Consider the following 23,722-nt stretch of genomic DNA (forward strand, 5'->3'; position numbering starts at 1 on the left):
ATACCTATAAGAATATGAATCATCAAAACATTTTATTTATTGCTATACCGACTCTACTTTTCATTTTTTTAATGCTGAAACTGTGTTTCAACCTTCAGCAAAAAACCATTGAACGTATAATATTATTAATAAGTCTTCCTTTAATTATTGGATATATAGGAAACGTCTATTATTACGGCTTATCTATGCACAAGAGAGCCTTGCAATCGACTTCACAGATAAACGGCTGTGGTTGGTTAGAGCAAAAAATATCATTTAATTATCGCAAAGGTCGCTCAGAGCAGGCTTATAAATTTAGAACAGAAAACTGGCAATTTATAGAATTTAATGGCGATACCAAAAGCCATGAACGTTTGCCACTGTTAAATCAACTCAAATTAAGAGATGCCGTCTGTTTTCGCTATGCCCAAAATGTGCAAGATCAATACAAGCACTATCTATTAACTGACCTGCAATTTAACCCTAAACCTCCAGCGTATTAAGTACATAATGGAAAACTTAAGTAAAATTTTAATAATTTAGGGACTATTGCTGTTCTTTATCACGGTCAGTTTTTCAAAAATAAAATCCAATCACCCATAACCTCACCTGAACAAATTCGTTATTGCGGAATCTTTGAATGGGCTGAGGTTGAACAACAAACTCGGCAAAGCATTATTAAAGAAAAAGCATTCTATTTTCAGAATGATCATCAGGGATTTTTATTTAGCAATAGCCTTCGAGCCAAACAACAATTTCCTGAACTAAAAACCATAAAATCGAAGGATCAAATTTGTTTACAGTTTTCGCCACAATATCAAGATGAGCAGGGTCGCTATATTTTGATGGCATTCACATTGCTAGACCTAAAATAAAATATCCATCTACACAAAAATAGCAGACAAAAAAAAAGGAGTCTTTCGACTCCTGTAAACCAAGAAAAATTACAGCGCTCAGTGATTTAAATGACTCATGAAATATACAAAACACTTGATCAAGGAGTTTTGAAATCTTTGATGCTTTAACTATAAAAGACATTTGAACCTAAATATTGACAGCATAAATATAGATTATTGACCAAATGCGACAACATTTTGATGCAAACCCATTTTTACATCTTTTTAGTCCTCAAGTACAAAGCTCATCGAACTACACTTTTTCAGCAATTTTGAGCTTTTGTTCGACCCATTTGGCAGGGCGGACTTTATTCACCGCCTGTGTTAAACGCTCTGAAATAAACTGAGGCAATGCAATACCTAAAGGGTTTTGTTCCTGTAAATCTGCTGATGAAATGACCCGCGTTCCCAAGACATAATCAAACCATGGCTTGGTCACACACCAATTGGCATCTTGATTGGAGTTCATATGATGGTCATAGTGCCATGGAATTTTTTTCATGGCCCACTCTGGTTCTAAATGCGCTCTGCGGTGAATGTAATAATAATTGCAGGCACTGTATACCACCGACAGACTCATACCCTTTGATACAGGATAAAATAAAGTACCGAATACACCTGCAACCACAGCCAAAGAAACAATCTCATTCTTCGTCCGCCAATTGCTCACGCCTTCGACATAACCATAATCTAAAAAGTCCGTTTTACGCACTTCACGATGATGTTCCCAATGCGATTTCATACTGTCGGGTACAGGGCTATAACGCGACTTTCCAGCGCGATGCGTTCCATGGAGAATATATTTATGCGCAAACCATTCAAAACCATTTGCAACAACCAAACCTGCTAAAAAACCTTTCCACATTTGTGTATCCTCCCTGATCTTAAGCACAATATAGCGCGTGCTTAAGACTAGATCTTGACCCTATTTTCCAATATGATTGACAAATTGCGACAAAACTCCAGAATAAAAAATGCAAGCACTCAAGGATTACACAGGTTCAGTTTATGGTGGGCTCGGTCACTTGTTATATGCCTATTATCAGGCGCAAGAACTAGCCATTCCAGAAAAACTGCTTCAAGTCCAAAACTTGGAACGATTTGATTACACCCTTTGGCGTGATTTATTGATGGCGTTGGATACTCAATTGCAACAGCCTGCTTTAGGTTTGAAAATTGCAGCATTAGTGCAACCCAAGCATTTGGGCATTATTGCCTATATTGCAATGTCTTGTGAAAACTTAGGCGAAGCCTTGCACCGTTATCATGATTTTCATCGATTAATTTATGATGGTGGCCCTCTGCATGTGGCAGCCCATGGCGAAATTATCTCTATTCGCTGGTCAGATTTACCACCTAATATGACCACACAAATTACCGATGAAATTGCAATTGCATTAATGGTGGGTTTTTTAAAACACTTTATCGATTTTAAAGATATTTGCCTGCATGAAGTTCATTTTCAATATCCAGCGCCCAAAAATATAGCGCTCTATGAACAATTTTTTCGCTGTAAAGTACGTTTTTCTCAACCATGTTCACAGGTATTGATGGCTGTTCAGGAACTCTCCAAACCATTCTTGCAAAGTGATCAAACCTTACAACATTTACTGATGCAACAAGCACATGCTTTATTGGAAAAACTGCCACATAGCACCCAAACTGATCAGCGCTTGCAGCAGGCTATTTTAACTGGCCTACAAAAAAACCGCTTCCAAATTGAACATATTGCCAGTCAACTCAACCTTTCAATACGACAACTGCAACGGCATTTACAACAACAAGGCACAACTTATCAGCAACGGATGCAAGAGGTTCGCTGCATGATGGCTCAAGAGTATTTACGCGACCCGCATTTAAGCTTACAGGAAATTGCTCTTTTATTGGGTTATTCGGAGCAAAGTGCCTTTCAACGTGCCTTTAAACAATGGCTCCAACAGACACCACAACAGTGGCGACAATGTAAGCTATAATAAATTTTTCGTATTTTTTTTTGTAATATGACATTATTCTGATTATTTTATAAACAATAATATTACCTTAAATTTCACAAATTCATGTGAATAAAAATAAATCATAAAACAAATCGCTCTAGGAGAGTGTATGAATAAATATCTTGCAGAATTAATTGGGACTTTCTGGCTGGTCCTCGGTGGCTGTGGTAGCGCAGTACTTGCAGCCGCATTTCCTGAACTGGGTATCGGTTTTGTTGGTGTGGCATTGGCCTTTGGTCTAACCGTATTAACAGGTGCTTATGCACTGGGCCATATTTCTGGTGGACATTTTAACCCTGCCGTAAGCATTGGCTTATGGGTGGGTGGACGCTTCAATACTAAAGACCTTATTCCCTATATTATTGCCCAAATTATTGGTGCTGTTTTGGCGGCTTTGGTGTTGTACTTCGTTGTCAGTGGTCAGGCTGGTTTTGCAGGTACAGGTGGTTTTGCCAGTAATGGTTTTGGCGAATTATCACCAGGGAAGTATTCGCTCGGTTCTGCACTGATCATTGAAGTCGTGCTCACAGCAATGTTCCTCATGATTATTATGGGTGCAACAGATCAGCGTGCTCCTGTCGGTTTTGCTCCCCTTGCCATTGGCTTGGCTTTAACCTTAATTCATTTAATTAGTATTCCAGTGACTAATACTTCTGTGAATCCTGCACGAAGTACAGGCGTGGCATTCTTTGCAGAAACCGCAGCATTAAGCCAATTGTGGTTATTTTGGGTCGCACCGATTATTGGAGCAGTCTTAGGTGCACTGATTTATAAATTTATAGCAAAAGAAAGTCAATAAAACGCAACAATGCCTTTTTTAGGGTTTAGATAAAAGTCAGTCCAGAAAAAACTGGACTGACTTTTTATTAGATATCATGTCTGATATTCAATAACAGGCTTTTTAAAAGCCTATACGCTATATATCTTGCGTCTTAAAGAAATGGATTTTCCACTTCTCCAGCCTCGGCTCTCATGACAATTTCAGGTAAATCCGTTTCACTTTCCAAACTACGCACCACCTCATTCAATAGGGCTTGTAGTGCTTTGGCCGCCTTTAATCCCACCTGATCTTTAGTCAGCTGTAAATTCCCATAAAGATTAATGCAATCAGTTGAATTTTCTACAGTTAAGTCATGAATTGCATGAGATTCTGTGTCATTCATATAAGGTTTAAACATACATTCCTCACTCATCTTATTATTATCTTCAAATAGAGATTCAACTTATCCTAAAGCAGGCAGATTATTTCAACAACTGCAAAATATATTGCAATAAGGATTCAATTAATTGCTTCACAATGGCATCTTGCGTATTTGCGTCTACAACAGCACCCGCATTGGGTTTCGTTTGTGCCGTATCTGTAGTTGAACCACCAGAGCGACTAAACTGCTTTTGCATGGCTTGTAACTTGCTGTTTTCGACATCTTCAGCACATTGGCTTTCTGCATCCCAGTTTGCATATTCAATGGGTTTGTTGGCTTTTACCGCCGTGGCTTTCAACGGTAGCTGATACGTATTGCGCTTTTGTTCTTCGCTCAGTTGTGGAAATAAATTAATGCTCAATTGCTCTTCTAAATAGCAAATACTGACCACTTTCACCTGTAAAGAATTATCATTGGGTGCGTAATATGCGCCAGCAGCCCCTGTTTTAGGGATATACACCGCTTTATAGGTTGCGGTTGGCACAATCACGCCTTTACCAATTGTCTTGAGCTTCTTAGAAGCAAAAACAGGCCCTGTGACCAAATAAACATCCAACTTCTGCTTGGTCACAATAGCCCGCGTCGCTTCTTCTAGCTCACGCCACACTTGCTGATTATTTTTGGGTGCTTGTGGCACCATATTGGCCAATGAAAAACTGTCAAATTGAGATACTTTGGTTGGCATATCGGCATTTGGGGCCATGTGCCCACGGTCATAGCCTGAAGCGCGGTAATCTGACAATAATGCACGATGTGATGTATTCACACGGGTTTCTTCATGGAAGCTGTCTTCACGCGGAATTTTTTGGCTCAGGCGAGTCGGTGTCAGGGCTTCTGCTACCCAAAGTGGGGTTTTAGAAACACCTGAATACATCACATTAAAACCATTAAAACACAACGGATAACTGTGCTTATTCAGGCTCTCTTTCATTAAATATGGCGGGACATCGCGATAAAACTGATCGAGACATGCCGAATTTGATGGCGTTGCCGAAGAAACAAACTGCTGAATTTTTTCTTGTCCAAATGCAAAGGCAAAACTTCCCGTAGCCACTAAACCTAAAACCATTTTGACGCCATTTCGATTAAACAATTGGGTCAAGGCGTTGACTGAACTGCGTTTCTTTCTTGCCATTATTTACAACATTTCATTTAAAAAGGACTATTTTTCACGAGCTTAGCAAGCACATTCTACGAAGTATATGGAACATTCTTTGCTTTGGTCAACAAAGCATCAAAAATTGTCTAACAATACAGCAGTCAGTGTAACCTAATGTCACGCTGATCGACAGCGCAGTGGGCGCCACACCTGAATTTAGCAATGAATAAGACCATTCAAGCACGTTCTGAACGTATCTGTAGATTTCACTGCTCAATCAATTTTGAGTGATTCAATTTATCTGTATAAAAAAAACCAGAGACATGCTCTGGTTTTTTATAGTGAACAGATTAATCGTGCTACTTAAATTTCAATTTGACTGCCTAACTCCACCACACGATTGGTTGGAATTTGATAGAAATCACTGACTGGACTGGTATTGCGCTGCATGGAAATAAATAGCTTTTCACGCCACGGCGACATGCCCTCACCCAAGGTATGCATAATGCGGTCACGCGAGATGAAGAAACTAATCTGCATTAAATCATATTCAAAACCAAGTTCAGCATAAGCGGCTTCCAATGCTTGCGGAATATTCGGCTGATCTTTAAAACCGTAATACAAGGTAATACGATAAAAACGGACATCCAATTTTTCAACACTACTGCGTTCTTGTGACGGAACAAACGGAATATCACGTGTAATCACCGTGACCATGATATTGCGTTCATGTAGGACTTTGTTGTGCTTAATATTGTGAAGCATGGCATGTGGCACAATATTGGGTGTGCCAGTCAAAAAGACAGCATCGCCTGGAACGAACTTGGTTTCAGTGCCCATGCTAATACTTTTAATAAATAAATCGATTGGCAATGAATCTTTTTCAAGACGCTTTAACACCAATGCACGGCCATCTTTCCATGTCATTAAAATAGTGAACAACACTGCACCAATTAAAATTGGCACCCATCCACCTGATAAAATTTTAAGCGATGTCGAGGCAACAAAAATCATATCAAGGAGCAAAAATGGTACAGCAAATAATGCAACTTTCCACATCGGCCAGCGCCATAAACCATAGGCCAAAATAGCGATTAATATGGTGCCACACAACATGGTCATGGTGACGGCAACCCCATAAGCATTGGCTAAATTCTCACTATTTTCAAACAGTAGAATTAAAATCAATACCGAGATATACAGTGCCCAATTAATGAATGGCAAATAAATTTGGCCACGTTCTACATCGGAGGTATGGCGTACCGCTAAACGCGGTAAATAACGTAATTGAATGGCCTGATTGACCATAGAAAATACGCCTGTAATAACAGCCTGAGATGCAATAACCGCAGCAGCCGTCGCCAAACCAATCATTGGAAATAACGCCCATTCTGGAATAAGCATATAAAAAGGATTGGCGAGTGCATCGGCATCACGCAATAACAAGGCGCCTTGTCCTGCATAATTCAACAATAAGCACGGCAGAACAATAATAAACCACGCTAAACGAATTGGAAGACGACCAAAATGTCCCATATCGGCGTACAGTGCTTCACCGCCTGTCATGGTCAAAATCACGGCACCCATGGTTAAAAATGCCACATAAGGTTGGTTAAAGACAAAACTTAATGCCCAATACGGATTAACCATTAACAGTACGTGCGGAGTCTGAAAAATACTCCAAAGCCCTAAAGCGCCAATGGATAAAAACCACAACAGGGTTAATGGCCCAAAGAGTTTCCCCATGGTGCCTGTACCGTGGCGCTGTATCAAAAATAGCCCAGTAATAATCCCTATAGATAAAGGCTCTAACCACTGATTAAAGATTGGCGTAGCAATACTGAGACCTTCAATTGCAGAAAGCACTGAAATTGCAGGGGTAATAATTCCGTCACCAAAAAATAGTGATGCACCAATGAACCCCAGTGCAATGAGATAAATTTTCTTATTGTCACTGATGAGTGTGGTTCGCAGATTGAGTGCCAGTAAGGACATAATTCCGCCCTCGCCATCGTTGTCTGCTCGCATAATAATTGTGACGTATTTAAAGCTGACGGTCAGCATCATGCACCAAAAAATAAGGGACAGAATGCCTAAAACAGATGCTTCTGATATTGCAAGATGTGCGGTCAGAAAACATTGGCGTAACGCATAAAGCGGACTGGTTCCAATATCTCCAAATACGACCCCAAGTGCAGCTAGGGTGATCGCGGGCAATGCGGCTTTTTTTGCAGTACTTTGCATAGGGTTGTCTTCAATTTAGACAGTATTTTTGCGAATCATATCACCACGCTAAAAGTTTTTCTCTAAATCAATTGTTTCAGCTTGGCAGTCTAATGTTTTTTGGGTATTATCCTCGGCCATGGTGAAGTGTCCGAGTGGCTTAAGGAGCACGCCTGGAAAGTGTGTAAACGTTTATAGCGTTTCGAGGGTTCGAATCCCTCTTTCACCGCCAAAATTGTTTTCTACGGGACTATACCGTAGTGTGAAAGGCTTGAATCTAAAGGGTTCAAGCCTTTTTTCATGCCTATACACTACGAGATAATCTAGTAGTATCCCGACATATTTGTCGGTACTTTTGACGGTATCTGCTCGCAGATGACTATAATAAGGAGTGAGTCAGGTGATTCCTGAAATCTATACCGTCAAATGAGACTCACAAATGGCTAAAGAAATTAACAAGCTTGATGCTAAAACCATTAAGAACTTATCCTTCGACCCAGATATTACAAACAAATATACGGACGGTGGTGGACTATATCTTTTAGTTCATAAAAATGGCTCAAAGTATTGGCGTTTTGATTATCGCCGTCCTATTACTCAAAAGCGCAATACTTTAGCTTTAGGTACTGTAGACAATATCAGCCTTAAAGAGGCTCGTCTCAAACGTGATGAAACCAAACGTAAACTTGCTAATGGAATCGACCCTGCTGAAGAACGTAACAATCATCGAAATGAGCAAAAAAAGAAACTTGAGAATACTTTTGCAAAGTTTTCAGCGGAATGGCTGAGAATCCGTCAACTTGAAGGTAAAGTTGATAGAGAAACCATTCGAAAGCTAAATAAGGATATTTTACCTTTTATTGGTCAAAAACCAATTACAGACTTGACCGTTGAACAACTTGAATACGATGTCACAAATAGCCTTGTAGAACGTGGTGCATTTGAGTCGGCTCGCCGTGTCAAATCAATCATGGGAATGGTTTTAAAACTGCCATTTAAGAAGCGCTTGATTACCTATAACCCTGCTTATGACATCACATTACCGAAGCCTATCAAAGGGCATCATAATGCAATCGTCAACGAAGCTGAGTTAAAAGGAATGCTTCAAAAAATTTGGCGTTATCATACGGACAACCCTAGAGCGCGTATTCGCACCGAAATGGCATTAAAGCTATCTGCATACATTTACCAACGCCCTAATGAGATTCGTGAATTGCTTTGGGAACATGTTGATTTTGATAATCATCGCCTTTGTTTCAGTGCAAGCAAAACTCACCAAGATCACATCGTCCCACTATCTCGCCAAGCTTTTGATATTTTGAAGCAACTTGAAGATATGAGGACTACATCAAAATACGTTTTCCCTAGTATCAAAACATCAAATGAAAGTATGAGTTCAGATACAGTTCGCCAAGCTTTAAATAGAATCGGCTATCAAGGCAAGCACACGGCGCATGGCTTTCGTGCAACAGCACGAACAATTTTAGGTGAAGAACTCGAATATCGAATCGATATTATTGAGCACCAATTGGCGCATACGGTACGTGATCCAAATGGTACAGCTTACAACCGTACTAAGTTTTTACGCCGTAGACGTGAGCTAATGCAATTGTGGGCGGACTATTTGGACACTTTACGTCAAGGTGGAGATGTATCTATCTTTAAACCTGATCAAGAAGACAATCTAATCAAATTTACTAAATATAGCGTGGCTTAATCTGAATGAAGTATTTAACTTTTAAAGAAGTGCATCAAAAAATTACTGATCATGAATCGTATGATATGGATGACTTTATAAATGCTTACATATCAAAAGAAATTAAAATTTATTTAAATCATACTGGATTGATTGTAAAAAACTTTATCAATCCAAATACCAAAATGGTTAACAGCTACTCTCCTGATTCAGTAAAAGCTCATCGTGGGTTAATTGAACCTTTGGATGATATTTTTAATCAAGATATTGTTTCGCTTCTTCAAGGACAGTTGAATACCATTATTTATGCAACTATCGATAATGAGATCTATACACTACTTAGGAAAATACCGACTGAAACCGAAAGCTTTGATATTACACATCTTGCCAAGTTGTACACTACGGGAGATCTTTTAATTGAAAAAGAACAATTTGAGAGTCTTTGCAATATCAACAGTTTGTATGAATCTCGAAGTGATCGATCAATTGAACTTGAAAATACAAAATTACTAAGGATCATTGGTAGCATCCTTGCAGGCTTGGACAAGTCTAAACGATATGGTGACCTAACTCAAAACAGTCTTTACGATTTGATGACAAGGACAGTTGATTTAGAAAAGCTTCGATTAGGAAATAAAACAGTTGAGAAGGTCTTCTCAAAAGCAAATGATGCTATCGAAAACCATCTCATTTGAACAAGAAAATAAAAAATAAATGATCCCAATTAGGAATTTATTAATCCTAATTGGGATGCTTGTTCCTCTTCATTTTTTTAATCTTCGCTACACAACGAGATACTCTCAAACGTTGCGGAGAAACCCATGACAAACCCACAAATTACTAACACGGATTTACATTCCGATTCCACCCTACTTAACATGTTTCAATTATCAACTACGGCTGAGCGAAAAGAGAAACGCTTCAAAGACCGTCAAGGTCGTGATCGTATTATCAAAGCGAGACCCTCAAAAAAAGGCATTCTGCCAATGGGTGAAAGTACTATTTGGGAAAAAGTACGCCGTGGTGAATTCCCAAAACCAATCAAAATATCTCCAAGAATCACCTGTTGGCGAAAATCCGACATTATCAAGTGGCTTGAGTCTAAACAGTAATGCAAACCGAATTATTCACCACATGGGAAGCATCAAAGTTTCTAGCCCATTGGCTACCTTTTCGCTCTCAAAAAGCTTGGTATCGGTATCTCTATAAAAATCCAAAAGACTACTTAAACCAAAACGGCTACAAAATTAACGTCCACGTCATCAATGGTGAAAGACGTTATACAAAATTCGCTCTCGTAGCGTTCGTAACTGCTCATCGAAACGGAAATGAGCTACAACTCAAAGGAAAGCCACATGACTAACATGATCAGCCATACAGTGAATACAGATGCTCTGCTAACACTTAAAACGGCACTTGTTAAAGAAACGGTTCAAAGTTTACTTATGCTTAAAAAGCATCAATTTGACCTCAGCACAGAGAAAGGTATTGATTACGCCGTGAATTGTACCGTTGACAGTCTGCTACAGCAGAAAATCAAGAACAATGAAATTCAGGTTCTTGAGCAGGGTAACTCAAATGAGGTAATTCAATGAAAGCATCCATTGTCTCACTTGAACAATTTGCCGAGTTACTGGATGACAGCGAAATCATAATGAAAGATAGTTCACGTTCATCTACAACTTACTACCTGATTTTTCAAGGTCAGGAAGCTGTACTCATTAATACAGCATTCGAAAACTATTTCATTACCCAAGGACGTTAATAATGGATACACAAAACAATGTTGAGATCATCTTAAAAGATGGTTCTACAGGTCTGGCTTCAAATCACATGGACAAGTTAATTGCTTCAGAAGTGGCAAACACGATTGCTCAAATTGATGATGAGTACGATTTGAGTAAAAAAGTAGATATTCAAGAATTGAGCGAAAGGATTGTAGATTACTTAACAATGAACACAAACATTGTTATTGAACCCAAAATTGTAGTGAAAGAATTTCGTAAACAATTGAAATTCTATTGATCTCTGTATAACTACGACAACATAGGGGATGCAATCGCATCCCCCCTTCTCATTAAATCACCAATAAATAACTCTGGCGAATTGGCTTAGTTTTTCGCCGTGTCAAAAAAAGGACAGCCATGACAAGCTCTATTCAATTGGATACATCTTTAAATTCTTTCTATGATGCCATTGCCACCTGTGATGAATATACATCAAACAATGAAGCCAATCTTGTGTTTGATTCCATGTATAAAGACATGCTTGTAAATTCCTCAGGCAAATTTTTAACCGTCTTAGATAAGACTAAAACAGAAGATATGAATATACTTTTAGACTCTTATCAGCAACGCATTCAAGTTAATGCTGATGCTTGGACTCATGTTGAAGCTGAGTTTTTAAGCAATATTTCTAACTACTGTTTTGATAAACACATGGAATTCAAAAATGATGAACTCCATCAAAAAGGCTATTCAATTAAATTTACGCCTATCAAAATTAAAGCTGTTATTGATTGGTTAGACCTGTCTTTTGAAGTAAATCCGAGTATCTGTAAATTTGCACATAAATCAAATGCACGAAGCTATATCAAAAGCTTTCTTACTTCTAAAACAGGTACAAAGCATTATGTAAAATATGATGAAAGTCATATTGATCAACAAGGACTAGCTTTCACTATTCGATTACATGACATTCGAAATAAAGAGGATTTGCTAAAGATTACACATCTTCTTGCTACACAGTACGGTGCAGATTATCTACAAATGAAAATCTCAAACATTGAATTGTCACTCGATTTTTATAATGTTCCAAGCCGAGCATTTCTGAGTGCATTACACAAATCAGTTAAGTACAGCAAAACAGCGGAAAACTTTCGTATCTATAAATATATGAAAGATGACACACGGAATAAGCTTACCCTTCTCCCTAATTCACCGCTGTTACTTCTTAATCGGTTTAACAATGATTGGTGTTTAGGCGTTAATCCCAAAGGATCACCATTATGTTATCGCTTATACCCTAAGACAACTGATAGTAACAAACTCTCTTTGCAGATCAATGAGCATCGGTTACGTGCAGAAGTTACATTGAATAGTGACATGCTAAAAAATATAGATTGTCATCTTTCCAATCTAACTAACATCATCAAACTTGGCTTTAAATATTTAACTTTTACCAAGTTAGATGAAAAAGCTTCTGAAGAAATGAAAGCAGACTATAGCCAACATATTGACCCTTTTGGAATGGAGAAAGATACAACAAGTGAAAATAGAAATAAGCGGAGTTTAGCGAATGGCGTGAAGACATATTCTGAACTAAATAGTCTTGTCTCAAAAGCTATTGCTAATCAGTGTAGACAGTTCTAATTCGTAAAATTGTTCTCAATACTTCTCACCGCAAAATGGTGATAGCCTTGTATCTCAAGGCTTGTAGCCATTTTTTAGAATGGTAACGCCCTAATACCTATATAACACCTATATATTATATTAATGACTAAAGTTGGAACTTTTACAAAAATGCTCACAATAATAAATCTCTAATTTACCTTCATAATCAAAGTTGCCTTAACAATTCAATTCTGCCGAGATCCTTCTTAATAAATGAGCGAAGTCCTAGAAATTTAAAGAATTATGGCATGGATACCATTCATAAAAATTGGAGGTGAAATAAAGTTCTTATACTTTATTGCTTATAAAAACATAACTATAACTTACCTATTTAAATACATTATTTAACTATTTTAAAAATTAAAAAAATAAAGACTTAACAAAATGTTAAGTCTCTTTTTAAATCAAAAAATATTTTCTACTAATCTTCGGTAGATGGCTAAGTTACTATATCAACAACAATTTTTTGCAGTAAATTTTCTAGTATTTGTTTTATTTGTGCGGAATTCTGTTCATTCTCTAGATTAGTTTCAACTCTTGACTCCAATAGTTCACTTTTTAAACTTTCATTTGAAAGTAACTTAGTTAACCAAGCAATTTGATCCCATTCCTTAGCATCAATCCATTGATTTAACTTACGAATAATATATTGTTCATCAATATCATCTATATCCGTCCAAAATTTTTCTACATATGGAATGCTCTCACTTGACCAGTGAATAGAATTCTGTTCAAAATAAATATTTTTCAACTTGTCATAAACATTTTGCTTATCAAGAATTTTTCGTTCAATTATTGGAAATAAATTCCATACTTTATTTTGATGCTTATCTTGATTTAGTATACTAAATTCTAACCAATCAGTAAAAGCTTCCGAAAACTTGTGATCTAAGTTTAAATCATATTCAAATAAGTTAATTAATTTTTTATTAGCCCTTAAGTCTTTTTTCCAAATTTCAGTCGATATATTCTTTATAGTAAATAATAGTTTTTCTCTGACATGTTCTGTTCCAAATTTAAGCAGTAATTCTAAGCATTTCGCATAAATAATAGGATCTTCTTGAAAACTATCTAAAACTTCTTCAATCGAACTATTTTTACATAAGCTTTGAATATATACCCCCAAGAAATCTTCATCGGTCATATTGTCGCTAATTTCATCAATGTATCTAAAATCATCACTGTTTGATGTAACCGATCTATCTTCTTTAAGCTGAATTAATATTTGTTGCGCTAGTTTATTATTTTCATCTCTTGCCCATCTTGAAATCAAAGCTATATCCGAATTTTCCTCTAAAAACTCAGATACTTCCTTCGCTTTTATATCATTAGTTGTAGACCAATAATCCTTAATTTCAGACCTAATAGCATCTTTGCTTGCTATTAACTGTTCCTCATACACTAAAGCTAATAAGTAATTTATTGAAGGAATAACATTTAGATCTTCTTGCTGTATTGTCTCTAAGAACATCGGAGATTTGATTGATTTTTCAAGATCTTGATGACCAAATTTACTCAATAACAAGTAGGTAAAATGATAAATTTCATTTATGTTCAAGACTCGCTGATGATAGGCACTATTTTCAAACATACTTGCCATTTTTTCCATCACAGGAAGCCAGTAATTTGTGTCATCCATAACATCTAAGGTTGATATTAACAAACTAAAATCATCTTTATTTAAGGTTTGCGGATCATTAAAAAGTTCAATACTCCACTGTTCAAATTCTGTTTTATTAGGAAAAATTTCTAGGAATTTTAAATCAACAGTTTTTAGTACATTTAACCATTTAGACCAATTTTCTTTATTCAGTCTTGTATATTGCAATATATCTATAGGTTTATTGTAAGATTCAACAAGATCAATTAATTTTCTTAATTCTTTAACTGTATCAGTATCTAATGTATCTATATTTTTAATAACATGAGTACATAATTTTTTTACAAAATCACTTAACCAAGTTGTAGCAGAATCCTTATCATCTAAACTGTCTAGCAAGACTCTCATAGTATCAGCATATTCCCAACCTTGATTCAGCCTCCAATCTTTCTCAGAAGATTTCTTCCAAATATTTAGTATAGTTTTTAGATCTTCTTGAATATCATAATTACCTAGTTCAGAAATTATGTAATCTGTAAGGTTATTAATTTCTGCATCTTCAAATGCATTATATTTTAAAATAATACTTCCTTTAATATTTTCCCAATTCAACCTAAAAACAGCTTTATGCTGTTCAGCAATACCCTTTAGAACTTCCTTATTTTTCTCAATATCCTCAAAACATTTTTCAATCATGCCATGAAGTAGTATCTCTGTACCTCTTTCTTTACTCACCCCAAATAACAACCCAGAAATTTCGTAAACCAAATCTGAACCATTAGCCATTTTATAAATTGATGATTCAGAATCTAACAATTCCTTTAAGAATAGTTTTTCTGAAAAATGTAACCGCTCATAAGAATATATAGCTAATGCTTTCGCTGAAACTTTATCTTTCCATTTATATCCATTCATTCCCACTTGATTGACCCAAGATCGAATTTGTCGTGGAGTAGGAATTATATTCTTCGAAGTTAAAAGTCGAGAATATTCTTCTTTTATTTGTACTTTTTTATCTGTATCCCATCCAATTAAAGCTTGATTAATACATTGTTCACAGTAATTTAACCATCCTGAACTAATTGGTTGCGGAACTTCAACACGAACTTGGAAACATTTATCTAAGAATGAACTTGCTACATCATGATTAGAATCATTTCCTTTTGACCAAATAGCGGAAAAACCCTCTTTATCATAAGGAACAACAAATATAATTTTGTTGCTTTGAGTGTTATTACTACTTAAGGATCGGCTCTGAAAGAATGTTTGTAATGTTGACCAAACACTTTTTGCTTGTTCTGAATCAACTCTGTCTAAATTATCAATAACAATAATAACTTGTTTATAGTTATGCTTTTCAAATGCAACTTTTATAATTTCATTAAAATACTTTTGAAATTCAATCGAAGTCTTTTCACCTTGTTCGGTTATATCTTGTTTGATAGTTTCAGTAGATTCTTTAGTAAAGAAATCCCAATTTTTTTTATTCACAATCCCCCAAATTTTTTGTTCTGGAGTTTGGTTTTCTCCGCAAAAAAACCAATAAATTATTACTAATATAGGAGCTACAACCAATAATAAACCGAAGCTATATATCCAATTAATTGAGCTACTTAACGATAACGCCCCTAAACTATCAGCTTTTACTGTTCTTATTAAAACAGTACCTAGAGGAACAACCATGGCACTAAAGGCTAAATATTTCCCCAAAGGCGAAACTGTTTTATGTGCAGTTATATCAATCGTTTTAACTTTACCAACAATTTCCTTATGAACCTTATCTAAATTCTCACTATTAGAATTATCCAGATTAATCTTTTCAATGAAAGACTCTAAAAAAATTTTTCTTAAAGGATCATCTTTATGCGCCCATGCATCAAATAAGAAGAATAGTGTTTTTGATTCAGTATCTTGTTGTAACTTTTGATTAAACATATTAATAACAGTCGATTTACCTGCTCCCCAGGCACCTTCCAAACCTACTGTTATATTTTTATCTGTAGATTTAATTACTTTAAATAGTGTTTCGGCTGACTTTTCATGAGTCTTATCAGTAAATAGATCATTTTCAGCAACTTCATCCGTTAAGACCTTAAAATCAAAACTCATTTTTACCCCACTATATTGTTAATTTTTTTAAAGCTTTATATGAGTAGATTCTACGCAAAAAAAGTAATATAACAAAGACAACCCAACTGTATACCCATCTTTAATTCCATTGACGGTATAAATAGCGGTACATTTACAGTCCTGATTTTTTATGTTTAAATAATTCAGATATTTAGATATTAAACCTGACGGACTCTTTCACCGCCAAAATTGTTTTCTACGGGATTATACCGTAGTGTGAAAGGCTTGAATCTAAAGGGTTCAAGCCTTTTTGTTGTCTAATACTATCTAACAGCATCTATTGAAATCTTATACCTATTGAGAGTATCAATGGGGGTAAATATTTATATCTCTATTTTTATACCCCCAAACACTCAATAGGCCATCCCATCATGCTTACAGATGTAAAAGAAAGATCAAACCATTAGAAAAGAAAATCAAATATTCTGATTAGAAAGGCATGTATCTGGTGGTATGCATTGGCGAATGAAGTTTCGTTTCAATAATAAAGAAAATATTTTTAGTAGGCAGGTATCCAGAGGCTACGCTCGTTCAAGCACGGCGAAACCAATAAGTAATAATGCACTGTTATGTGCAATCCGCACAATGGATTCTAACGGAAAAATGACTGGACACGGCTTCATGGATTAGCATCAACCACACTGTATAAACAAGGCTATAGCGCGCGATGCGATTGAAGGTCAATTAGCTTATACCGTACTCAAACTTACAACCATGCTCAACATACGGATTATAAAATCAAGATGATGCAGGATTGGTCTAAATTAATAGTTTAAGAAATAAGATTGTGCCCTTTACTAAACAAAAAATTGGTTAAAAAGACATTCCTTTGATTTGTTTTTTGTATAGTTGAACTGTTTTTGCTTATCATGTTTCTAAGGACCGCTATACATTGAATAGACTTATGAATTTTTTATTCCTTAAAATACAAACTATAAAACATCCTCCCCTTTAAATATCAAAAATTAATAACTTAATTTTGTATATTAGTTATATCTAACTAAGGGTATTTACAAAATCTGTGGCTATACAAAGCATAAACCATCACCGAGCATATCAAAGATAAAATTTTAGGTTATTATCGTATTCAATAACACTATATCTTTATAAATATCATGTCATTTGAACAACTGTATTACGACAACAATACTGATAGATATCAATTAACTCAGAAAAAAAAATTTGGTGAAAGCAGTACGACTCAAACGTTAAACACATATGACTCTCAACAGTTAATACAAATTTTAGAATTTAGTTGGGATATGACTTATGGAGCAAAAGGAGAACATAGAAGCACTCGAACAGGAGGCAAAATAAGTAGAAAAAACTTAAACAAATTTGGTGATGTAATCATTGGGAAATTAGGCGAACTCGCCTTTTATAATATTTTCAAACAAAGACCGCTTATAAAAGAAATATCACCTCTTGATTTTGAATGTTATGGACTAACAATGTGGGATGATGCGGATTTTACTATACGTAACATTTATAACCATACTTTCCAAATCGCAGTCAAGACGACGAAACATATTGGAAATTTACTTTTACTTGAAACTGATGATTGGATTATACAAAATGGAAAAGCAATCTACGTTCCCAATCAACAATCAAATAACGTAGGACACTTTGATTATTTATTTTTTGCTCGAGTTAAATCAGAAATAAATCTTTTGATCCAAAATGACGTTTATAATAATTATAGTGATTCTGAACTAAAAAGTTATTTCTTCAAAAGCATAAAAAACATGCATATTTTAACTGAAATTGTAGGGTATATTTCAAATCAAGACTTAGTCTACATCATAGAGAATAAATACATCCTCCCTCAAGGCAGTTTATTTGGGGCAATAATACAAGGTATGGACGCATCAAACTATTACGTACAAAGTGGTTGTCTTAGACAAATAAAAAAATAATCACTACCGTTTCATTAAAATGGTACTGAAACACTATCTATTTAATTAACAGCACTTTTTTTAATTTTTAGCAATTTGATAAACGACTGGCACAACAACACTGTTTCCAGCTTGCTTATAAAAATTCGCATTACTTGTAGATTCAGGAAAAGTAAAAAATTCATCAACTAACATATTAAAAAAAGGAGTTTTTGATATTTCATGCATAATTTATGCATGAAATATATTGATATACAGAAACTGACGAATCTCCAGTTCAAACGTCTGGCTGGGTGAATATAGATTCATAGTAATTATTTTAATTGGTATAAATAACAAAGCTAAATATAGCGTTACTCATGAATAAAAATACAGTTTATGTCCATTTTTTAGAAAAAATCCGATTAATTTATTCGAATCTGATAATATTTTTAAGTGATAATAAATTACATAGATTGATTACAGCAATTGGATATGCAAAGTTTTACTGTGTTGGCTATGCCGAATAAAATCTCTTATTTTATGTAATTTACACAATACTGCTATATTGCGAAGCGTGGACGTAAAATCCACGTTTTTAGTATATGGCGTATTCAATTGAAATGTTCATAATCATATGATTTCCGGAGTTTGACCACCATTGAGAATGACTACAGTCTGGCTATTTTTTCCTGTAGCAAGCACTTTTCCTTTGAGATTAAATGCCCGCACTATTCCAGTATCAACCTGATAACTAACAATATCATTTCCATTGCTTTCAATGTTACCACCGATGTTAATTTCCTCGACATCTCCTCCTTCTTTAATACTTAACGGAATGGCAGGCAGAGTTACGTTTAGACCTTTGACTAATGAATTGCCAATTCCTCCGTGCGTATGAACATCGCCGTGGACAGTCAATTTCCCAATTTTTTTGCTAATTTGGATTCCTACTGAGCCATCACCATAGGTTGTAATCGATTGAAATTCAATATGATCTACTGTGCCATCATATTGGTTATAGCCACGAGCGCCCAAGCCATAAGTTTCTACAGCACCTTCTACAATAAATTTTTTCACATAACCAAAATTCACGAAGCCAACACCGCTCGGGCCATAAGAAATCACATTTCGCTTAATTAGCCAATTTTCGACACTGCCCCAAGTGTCGAGTACCATATCGTTGACCCCATAAGTCACGATATCTCCTTCGTGTACCAACTCTTTCACCTCTGCACCATAAACCACAAAGATTGCAGCGGTAATGAGGTTAGCGACACCGTATGGAATTTTCCCATTACTGTAAACCGCTTGAGTGATGATTTTATTTGACAGTACCCGCCCCCCTTGATCACCGAAACCAGATATAAACATTCCTGAACCGATGACTGGTGCATTTTCACGACCAATCGTAAGGCCTTCTATATTTAATTCAATCAAGCTATCGGCATCACTATTGAAATTGTAGACAGTGAATGCACCTTGCAACACGTTCACACCGTATTTTTGTGGTTGCTCAAGATAGTGGCAGGTATTGGCAGCAATAATATCTAAGTTATTCACATTAATACGTGCATTTTTTACACCGCTACGAGCAATAAATGAAAATTGTCCACTTAACGTGAGATTACTAAATTCGAATGTCCCTAAGTGCTCATCAGCGGTGATGTTATAAATGGCGCGATGTTCGCTAGGTGCTTGAATAACTAAATTGTGAATATGATTATTACATGTGATCGCAAATCCATCACTATGAGAGAATGATATGCTCGGGAATGCTCCATTTTCTTGTGCTTGGCCAAGCAGTTGAACGGATGGAGGAAGCGTGATGCTCTGTAAGCTTAGAAAACTTCGGGTAATGATAATATATTGCGCACCATAGTCTATAGCGGTTTTTAATTCATTGAAATTACTAACTTTAATTCTAGTCATTATATAAGTCTTAGTAGCTATTTTAGGAAACGTCGTATAAAAAATAAAAAAAGATGCAAGTGAGTTGGTTGTATATAAATAGATTGTCGCTTTAATTTTATGTAAGCGTTAGAGTTACAACGATCATTAAAATATTACGACTGAATACGCTGTTCATTTATGCAGGGTTAAGGAACCCATCAGTAAGACTGCTAAGAAACGGTAAAGGCTTTCAGAACTGATTACAAGTCTTGTGGAATTTATCCTCTCAGACCAAGGTCGCCAATATACAAGTCATGAGTAGTTGGTATTTATCAAGTCTCATAATCTTGAAAGCAGTATGAGTCGCCACTTGCACAGTACACTGCTCATACCATGATAATGCTGTCGCTGAGAGCTTTTTTCAGTTGTTAAAATGAGAGCGTATTAAGAAGAAAATCAATGTTTCAAAATCAAATACTAGAGAGGACATATTTAAATATTATGAAAGGTCCATCAAAAGAGTGTTAAGTGTGTCTAGAGTTTTGGTGGCTATTCAATTATCTAAGTTAAGGTATCTAAACATTCAAAGCATGTTTAGATACCTATTTAACTAGAAAGCTTTAACAAAACAGCCTGTTACTAAAGAGGTGCATCCTCTACACCTGTGATGGAGGCGGGTTTACAGACTAATTTGCCTTGATCACGCGCAACTTTCCAATCTGCATAAGGCCCTTCGATTTCAGCTTGAGAATGGTTTTGCAATTCTAAAACTGAATCACCGATTGCTAACAATTGATTTCGCATTAAATTAAAATCAATCGCATCCTTCCCAAAAGATGGTGCCCACAGTGACCATGAGGCAGAGATGGTCGCCATTGTCGGCATCATATAACTGTGTGAAATATTGCCAAGACCACCAAAACTACACTGCTTTGGTAACCGATTTGCAACTGGTGCATCTTGGCCTGTGCCGACAAAAACACTTGGCAATTGACGTCTTTTCGCTGCATCAGTGGCAATTTTTTGCATTAAAGGATGATCTTCAGGAACAAACCAACCTTGTGGCTCCGCTGTGCCAGAAAATTCTAAAGTCCGACCAAATTTACCATCTTGTCTAGGTTTAGCCAATATTTCACGAGTTCCAAGATGCTCTACAGCAAATACAAAATTGACCTTTTTCGCCTCATATTCTTTATTCAAGTTCTTCATATAGCGATTAGTACCTTCTTTAGACATGTGAAGGTGTGCTGTATTAAAAGCAAATTCAAAGGTTTTTGGACGACATTTCAGAGGCATTTTGGAAAAATATTGTGCTAGAGCAACCATACCCGCGACACCATTTTCCTGAACCCAAGTATTACCGTCAGTATTGGTAACAAATACAACTTTTTCATCACTCATGCCAGGTAAGGTCGCGATTAAGTTCCGTGTTATCGCTTTATCTCTTTCCGCTTTAACAACGATACGTGCAACCGTTGATTTCTCTGCCAAAGCTTTAATCTCGGCAAACTCATCCGAACCTAGGAAAACAGCAGGAAGTCGAAAATGTGTCCCACTATGAGGATCAAAATAATCTTTTATTTGCTCTCGGGGTACATAAAAACCAAGAATAAGCCCAGCAGCACCGACCTTGCCAGCATCAACTAAATCATTTTTCATAAAGGCTTCAGCCATAAATGGCCGATCATATCTTTGATCTTTCATGCCATTCAGTATAGGACTGACGTATTTCGAAAATTGCAATAAAAATGCATAAGGTGGGGCCACTCTATTTGCAATTTTAGGATCAGGATCGTTAGCCGTTGGAATCTCACGAATAATGATTTTACCTTTATGCTCTGCAGTAATCGGTTGGTTGCTTGGTAAATATATTAACTCCCCGCTATTCCCTGTATCACTCGTTCCCAATGAATAAGGGACTGCTCCAGCAATAGGAATATCTAATCCATTGGCTGATAGGTTCGCTGATAGTGATAAGCTACGTCCCTTGCCATTTTCAGCTTGCTCTGTGGGTTGCCAACGATCAATTTCATAGGGGTCTGACAGTACTCGCATACCTGGTATTTTTTTTGTCTCTACTTCAATCCAATCAACCAGTTGCTGATGTGCCTGACTCCCAGTAGTGCGTAACTGACCAAACTCTGGCCCAACTGCTAGCATTTTTTCTAAAGTTTCAGCGTCTGCAAATAACTGTTCATCCATAATCGCCGGACAGCTCTCTTCCACTACTGGAGGTGTACTAGAGACACTGTCGTTATCACTGCCACAACCTGTAACAGCAAAACTAAGTAAAATAAGACCCAGAGAATGTTTATACACTTGATGAATTTTCATATCTTTTCCTTGATGTTTACTCATCGCAAGCTCTTGTATTTGACACAAGTCAGCTTTCGCGTTTAGCCAGATGAGTAATTTTTATCTATATTCCCTTTCCTGCTTACTCAATACTGTAAGAAACAGGCTTAACCCAAAAATCAAATCGTAGATCATCTAATTTTTTACAAATCATAGGATTTTTAAAAAATCTGCTTGATCATTCTCTTGATAATATTCTGAACGAAGAATAAAAAAATTACGCTTCTGAGTCATAGAGTTTCGAATTTAGGACAAATCATTTTAGGAAATAGCCAAAACGGCCAAAAAAAATACTATATGTTTGAATTATTTAATTTTTTACGATACTGAGTTGGTGTTAAGTTGGTTTGTAATCTAAACCATGTAATAAATGAATGACTATTGTAAAAACCAAGTGCCTTCGAAATAAATACAACGGAATGCTGATAGTTCGCTAAATAATTTTCAGCTAATTCAAATCTAACTTGATCTAAAATCGTACTATAGCTATTGTCTTCTTGATGTAATTTTCTACTTAATGTTCTGACATTAACAGCCAACTGCTCGGCAACGTTTTCACGAGAGAGGCGCTCTTGATGCAACAATAAATAAATTTGTGCTCTGACTTGTTCAGTAAAAGTTTTTTCGACTTTTTGTTGTTCAAGCAATTTCTGGGCAAATATTTTAACACTGTCATACAAGCCAGAGTTTGCCGTTTTTAAGGTCATATTCAGTGACTTAGGCAACAATAACAGAGCAGCTTCTTTTTGGCTAAAATAGACAGGACACCCAAAGAACTCATCATACATTGTCTGTAATTCAGGTGTAGCCAATGTATGGGAAAAATGAACCGCTTTGAGTACAGCATAACCTTCATCATGAACTAATCTGACTAAACTCACCCACCAAGCCAAATTATATTCTGTCGCACAACGAATAAAAATAGGATCTGTCGATCTACATTTCCATTTCCAATACACGATATCGGATTCTGTTTGAATAGAAATATCGCCGATACAGCCAATTAAGGGTTGGAATTCTTTTAAGGTATAAATTGCTTTACTTAAAGTTGAAGATAACGGTACCAGATGTCCTAAAACACCATACGCCGTGGAGTCCATTTTTTTAGAAAAACTTAGAGAAATTAATGGATTTTTTAAAATACCATACGTATATGAAACCGCCTTTTCAAAATAACTGAGTGGAATGCACTGATTCGAATCCCCTAATTGCTCTTCAGTCAAACCACCTTGTAAGAGTAGCTCGCTTCTATTGATGCCATAAAGCGTTGCATGCTCAAGAAAGTGCTTAAAAAGCCCAAACAGTACTTGGCTTCCCAAAGTTTCATCAATGTTTTTTTGAAAATCGGTAATCATCCCAACAATCCCTGATAATTAATCCCTCATCATG

Annotated in this window: 20 protein-coding genes, 1 tRNA gene and 1 pseudogene; 13 read left to right on the forward strand and 9 right to left on the reverse strand. The window is 36.1% G+C overall.

Going from position 1 to position 23,722, the window contains the following annotated elements:
• Positions 1-14 precede the first annotated feature (14 nt).
• A complete protein-coding gene (locus BBP83_RS01620; RefSeq protein ID WP_141689938.1) occupies positions 15-482 on the forward strand; it encodes a hypothetical protein in 468 nt (155 codons plus the stop codon).
• Positions 483-1,128: 646 nt separating this feature from the next.
• On the opposite strand, the gene BBP83_RS01630 is transcribed toward BBP83_RS01620, so the two are convergent.
• Positions 1,129-1,740, reverse strand: a complete 612-nt coding sequence (locus BBP83_RS01630) for a sterol desaturase family protein (protein ID WP_068885668.1) — start codon at positions 1,738-1,740, stop codon at positions 1,129-1,131.
• A 109-nt stretch (positions 1,741-1,849) separates the two neighbouring features.
• Here BBP83_RS01630 and BBP83_RS01635 point away from each other — a divergent pair, with 109 nt between their 5' ends.
• Positions 1,850-2,848 (forward strand): AraC family transcriptional regulator, encoded by a 999-nt coding sequence (locus BBP83_RS01635; RefSeq protein WP_068885669.1) that lies wholly within the window; start codon positions 1,850-1,852, stop codon positions 2,846-2,848.
• Between the two features lie 130 nt (positions 2,849-2,978).
• A complete protein-coding gene (gene aqpZ / locus BBP83_RS01640; protein WP_068885670.1) occupies positions 2,979-3,668 on the forward strand; it encodes an aquaporin Z in 690 nt (229 codons plus the stop codon).
• Positions 3,669-3,801: 133 nt separating this feature from the next.
• On the opposite strand, the gene BBP83_RS01645 is transcribed toward aqpZ, so the two are convergent.
• The 3 genes from BBP83_RS01645 to BBP83_RS01655 form a co-directional block, all read right to left on the reverse strand.
• Positions 3,802-4,047: a hypothetical protein gene (locus BBP83_RS01645; RefSeq protein ID WP_068885671.1), complete on the reverse strand. Its 246-nt coding sequence runs from the start codon at positions 4,045-4,047 to the stop codon at positions 3,802-3,804.
• A gap of 64 nt (positions 4,048-4,111) precedes the next feature.
• On the reverse strand, positions 4,112-5,206 hold the full coding sequence (locus BBP83_RS01650) for a DNA/RNA non-specific endonuclease (protein WP_068885672.1): 1,095 nt from the start codon (positions 5,204-5,206) through the stop codon (positions 4,112-4,114).
• 327 nt (positions 5,207-5,533) lie between these two features.
• Entirely contained in the window at positions 5,534-7,414 is a 1,881-nt protein-coding gene (locus BBP83_RS01655) for a potassium transporter Kup (RefSeq protein WP_068885673.1), read from the reverse strand.
• A gap of 120 nt (positions 7,415-7,534) precedes the next feature.
• Here BBP83_RS01655 and BBP83_RS01660 point away from each other — a divergent pair.
• From BBP83_RS01660 to BBP83_RS01695, 8 genes are all read left to right on the forward strand, one after another.
• Positions 7,535-7,625, forward strand: a tRNA-Ser gene (locus BBP83_RS01660).
• A 207-nt stretch (positions 7,626-7,832) separates the two neighbouring features.
• Positions 7,833-9,110, forward strand: coding sequence for a tyrosine-type recombinase/integrase (locus BBP83_RS01665; RefSeq protein WP_068885674.1), 1,278 nt, complete (start codon positions 7,833-7,835; stop codon positions 9,108-9,110).
• 5 nt (positions 9,111-9,115) lie between these two features.
• A complete protein-coding gene (locus BBP83_RS01670) occupies positions 9,116-9,784 on the forward strand; it encodes a hypothetical protein (RefSeq protein ID WP_068885675.1) in 669 nt (222 codons plus the stop codon).
• A gap of 126 nt (positions 9,785-9,910) precedes the next feature.
• Positions 9,911-10,201: a helix-turn-helix transcriptional regulator gene (locus tag BBP83_RS01675; RefSeq protein WP_213030438.1), complete on the forward strand. Its 291-nt coding sequence runs from the start codon at positions 9,911-9,913 to the stop codon at positions 10,199-10,201.
• A 243-nt stretch (positions 10,202-10,444) separates the two neighbouring features.
• Positions 10,445-10,684: a hypothetical protein gene (locus BBP83_RS01685; protein ID WP_068885677.1), complete on the forward strand. Its 240-nt coding sequence runs from the start codon at positions 10,445-10,447 to the stop codon at positions 10,682-10,684.
• Positions 10,681-10,854: a hypothetical protein gene (locus BBP83_RS15220; RefSeq protein ID WP_171258017.1), complete on the forward strand. Its 174-nt coding sequence runs from the start codon at positions 10,681-10,683 to the stop codon at positions 10,852-10,854. Before BBP83_RS01685 ends, BBP83_RS15220 begins: the two co-directional genes overlap by 4 nt.
• Positions 10,855-10,856: 2 nt before the next feature.
• Entirely contained in the window at positions 10,857-11,114 is a 258-nt protein-coding gene (locus tag BBP83_RS01690) for a hypothetical protein (protein WP_068885678.1), read from the forward strand.
• Between the two features lie 119 nt (positions 11,115-11,233).
• Entirely contained in the window at positions 11,234-12,460 is a 1,227-nt protein-coding gene (locus BBP83_RS01695) for a hypothetical protein (RefSeq protein ID WP_068885679.1), read from the forward strand.
• A 460-nt stretch (positions 12,461-12,920) separates the two neighbouring features.
• On the opposite strand, the gene BBP83_RS01700 is transcribed toward BBP83_RS01695, so the two are convergent.
• Positions 12,921-16,190, reverse strand: a complete 3,270-nt coding sequence (locus BBP83_RS01700; protein WP_068885680.1) for a P-loop NTPase fold protein — start codon at positions 16,188-16,190, stop codon at positions 12,921-12,923.
• A gap of 555 nt (positions 16,191-16,745) precedes the next feature.
• On the opposite strand from BBP83_RS01700, the pseudogene BBP83_RS15405 reads away from it, so the two are divergent.
• Together BBP83_RS15405 and BBP83_RS01705 are read left to right on the forward strand one after the other, a co-directional pair.
• Positions 16,746-16,987 (forward strand): annotated as a pseudogene (locus BBP83_RS15405) (tyrosine-type recombinase/integrase); the annotation flags it as partial.
• A gap of 339 nt (positions 16,988-17,326) precedes the next feature.
• The gene (locus BBP83_RS01705; RefSeq protein ID WP_068885681.1) at positions 17,327-18,127 is read left to right on the forward strand and encodes a hypothetical protein; all 801 of its coding nucleotides are present in this window, start codon (positions 17,327-17,329) and stop codon (positions 18,125-18,127) included.
• 60 nt (positions 18,128-18,187) lie between these two features.
• Here the strand turns inward: BBP83_RS01705 and BBP83_RS15115 are convergent, their stop codons facing one another.
• The 4 genes from BBP83_RS15115 to BBP83_RS01720 all read right to left on the reverse strand — a co-directional run bounded on the left by BBP83_RS15115 (position 18,188) and on the right by BBP83_RS01720 (position 23,688).
• The gene (locus BBP83_RS15115) at positions 18,188-18,334 is read right to left on the reverse strand and encodes a DNA cytosine methyltransferase (protein WP_141689939.1); all 147 of its coding nucleotides are present in this window, start codon (positions 18,332-18,334) and stop codon (positions 18,188-18,190) included.
• Positions 18,335-18,718: 384 nt separating this feature from the next.
• Positions 18,719-20,017 carry a hypothetical protein gene (locus BBP83_RS01710; protein WP_068885682.1) on the reverse strand — a complete coding sequence of 433 codons (1,299 nt, stop codon included), beginning with the start codon at positions 20,015-20,017 and terminating at the stop codon, positions 18,719-18,721.
• A 600-nt stretch (positions 20,018-20,617) separates the two neighbouring features.
• Entirely contained in the window at positions 20,618-22,312 is a 1,695-nt protein-coding gene (locus BBP83_RS01715) for a hypothetical protein (RefSeq protein ID WP_068885952.1), read from the reverse strand.
• A gap of 314 nt (positions 22,313-22,626) precedes the next feature.
• Positions 22,627-23,688: an AraC family transcriptional regulator gene (locus BBP83_RS01720; protein WP_068885683.1), complete on the reverse strand. Its 1,062-nt coding sequence runs from the start codon at positions 23,686-23,688 to the stop codon at positions 22,627-22,629.
• Between the last annotated feature and the right edge of the window lie 34 nt (positions 23,689-23,722).

The organism is Acinetobacter celticus, assembly GCF_001707755.1.
Classification (GTDB): domain Bacteria; phylum Pseudomonadota; class Gammaproteobacteria; order Pseudomonadales; family Moraxellaceae; genus Acinetobacter; species Acinetobacter celticus.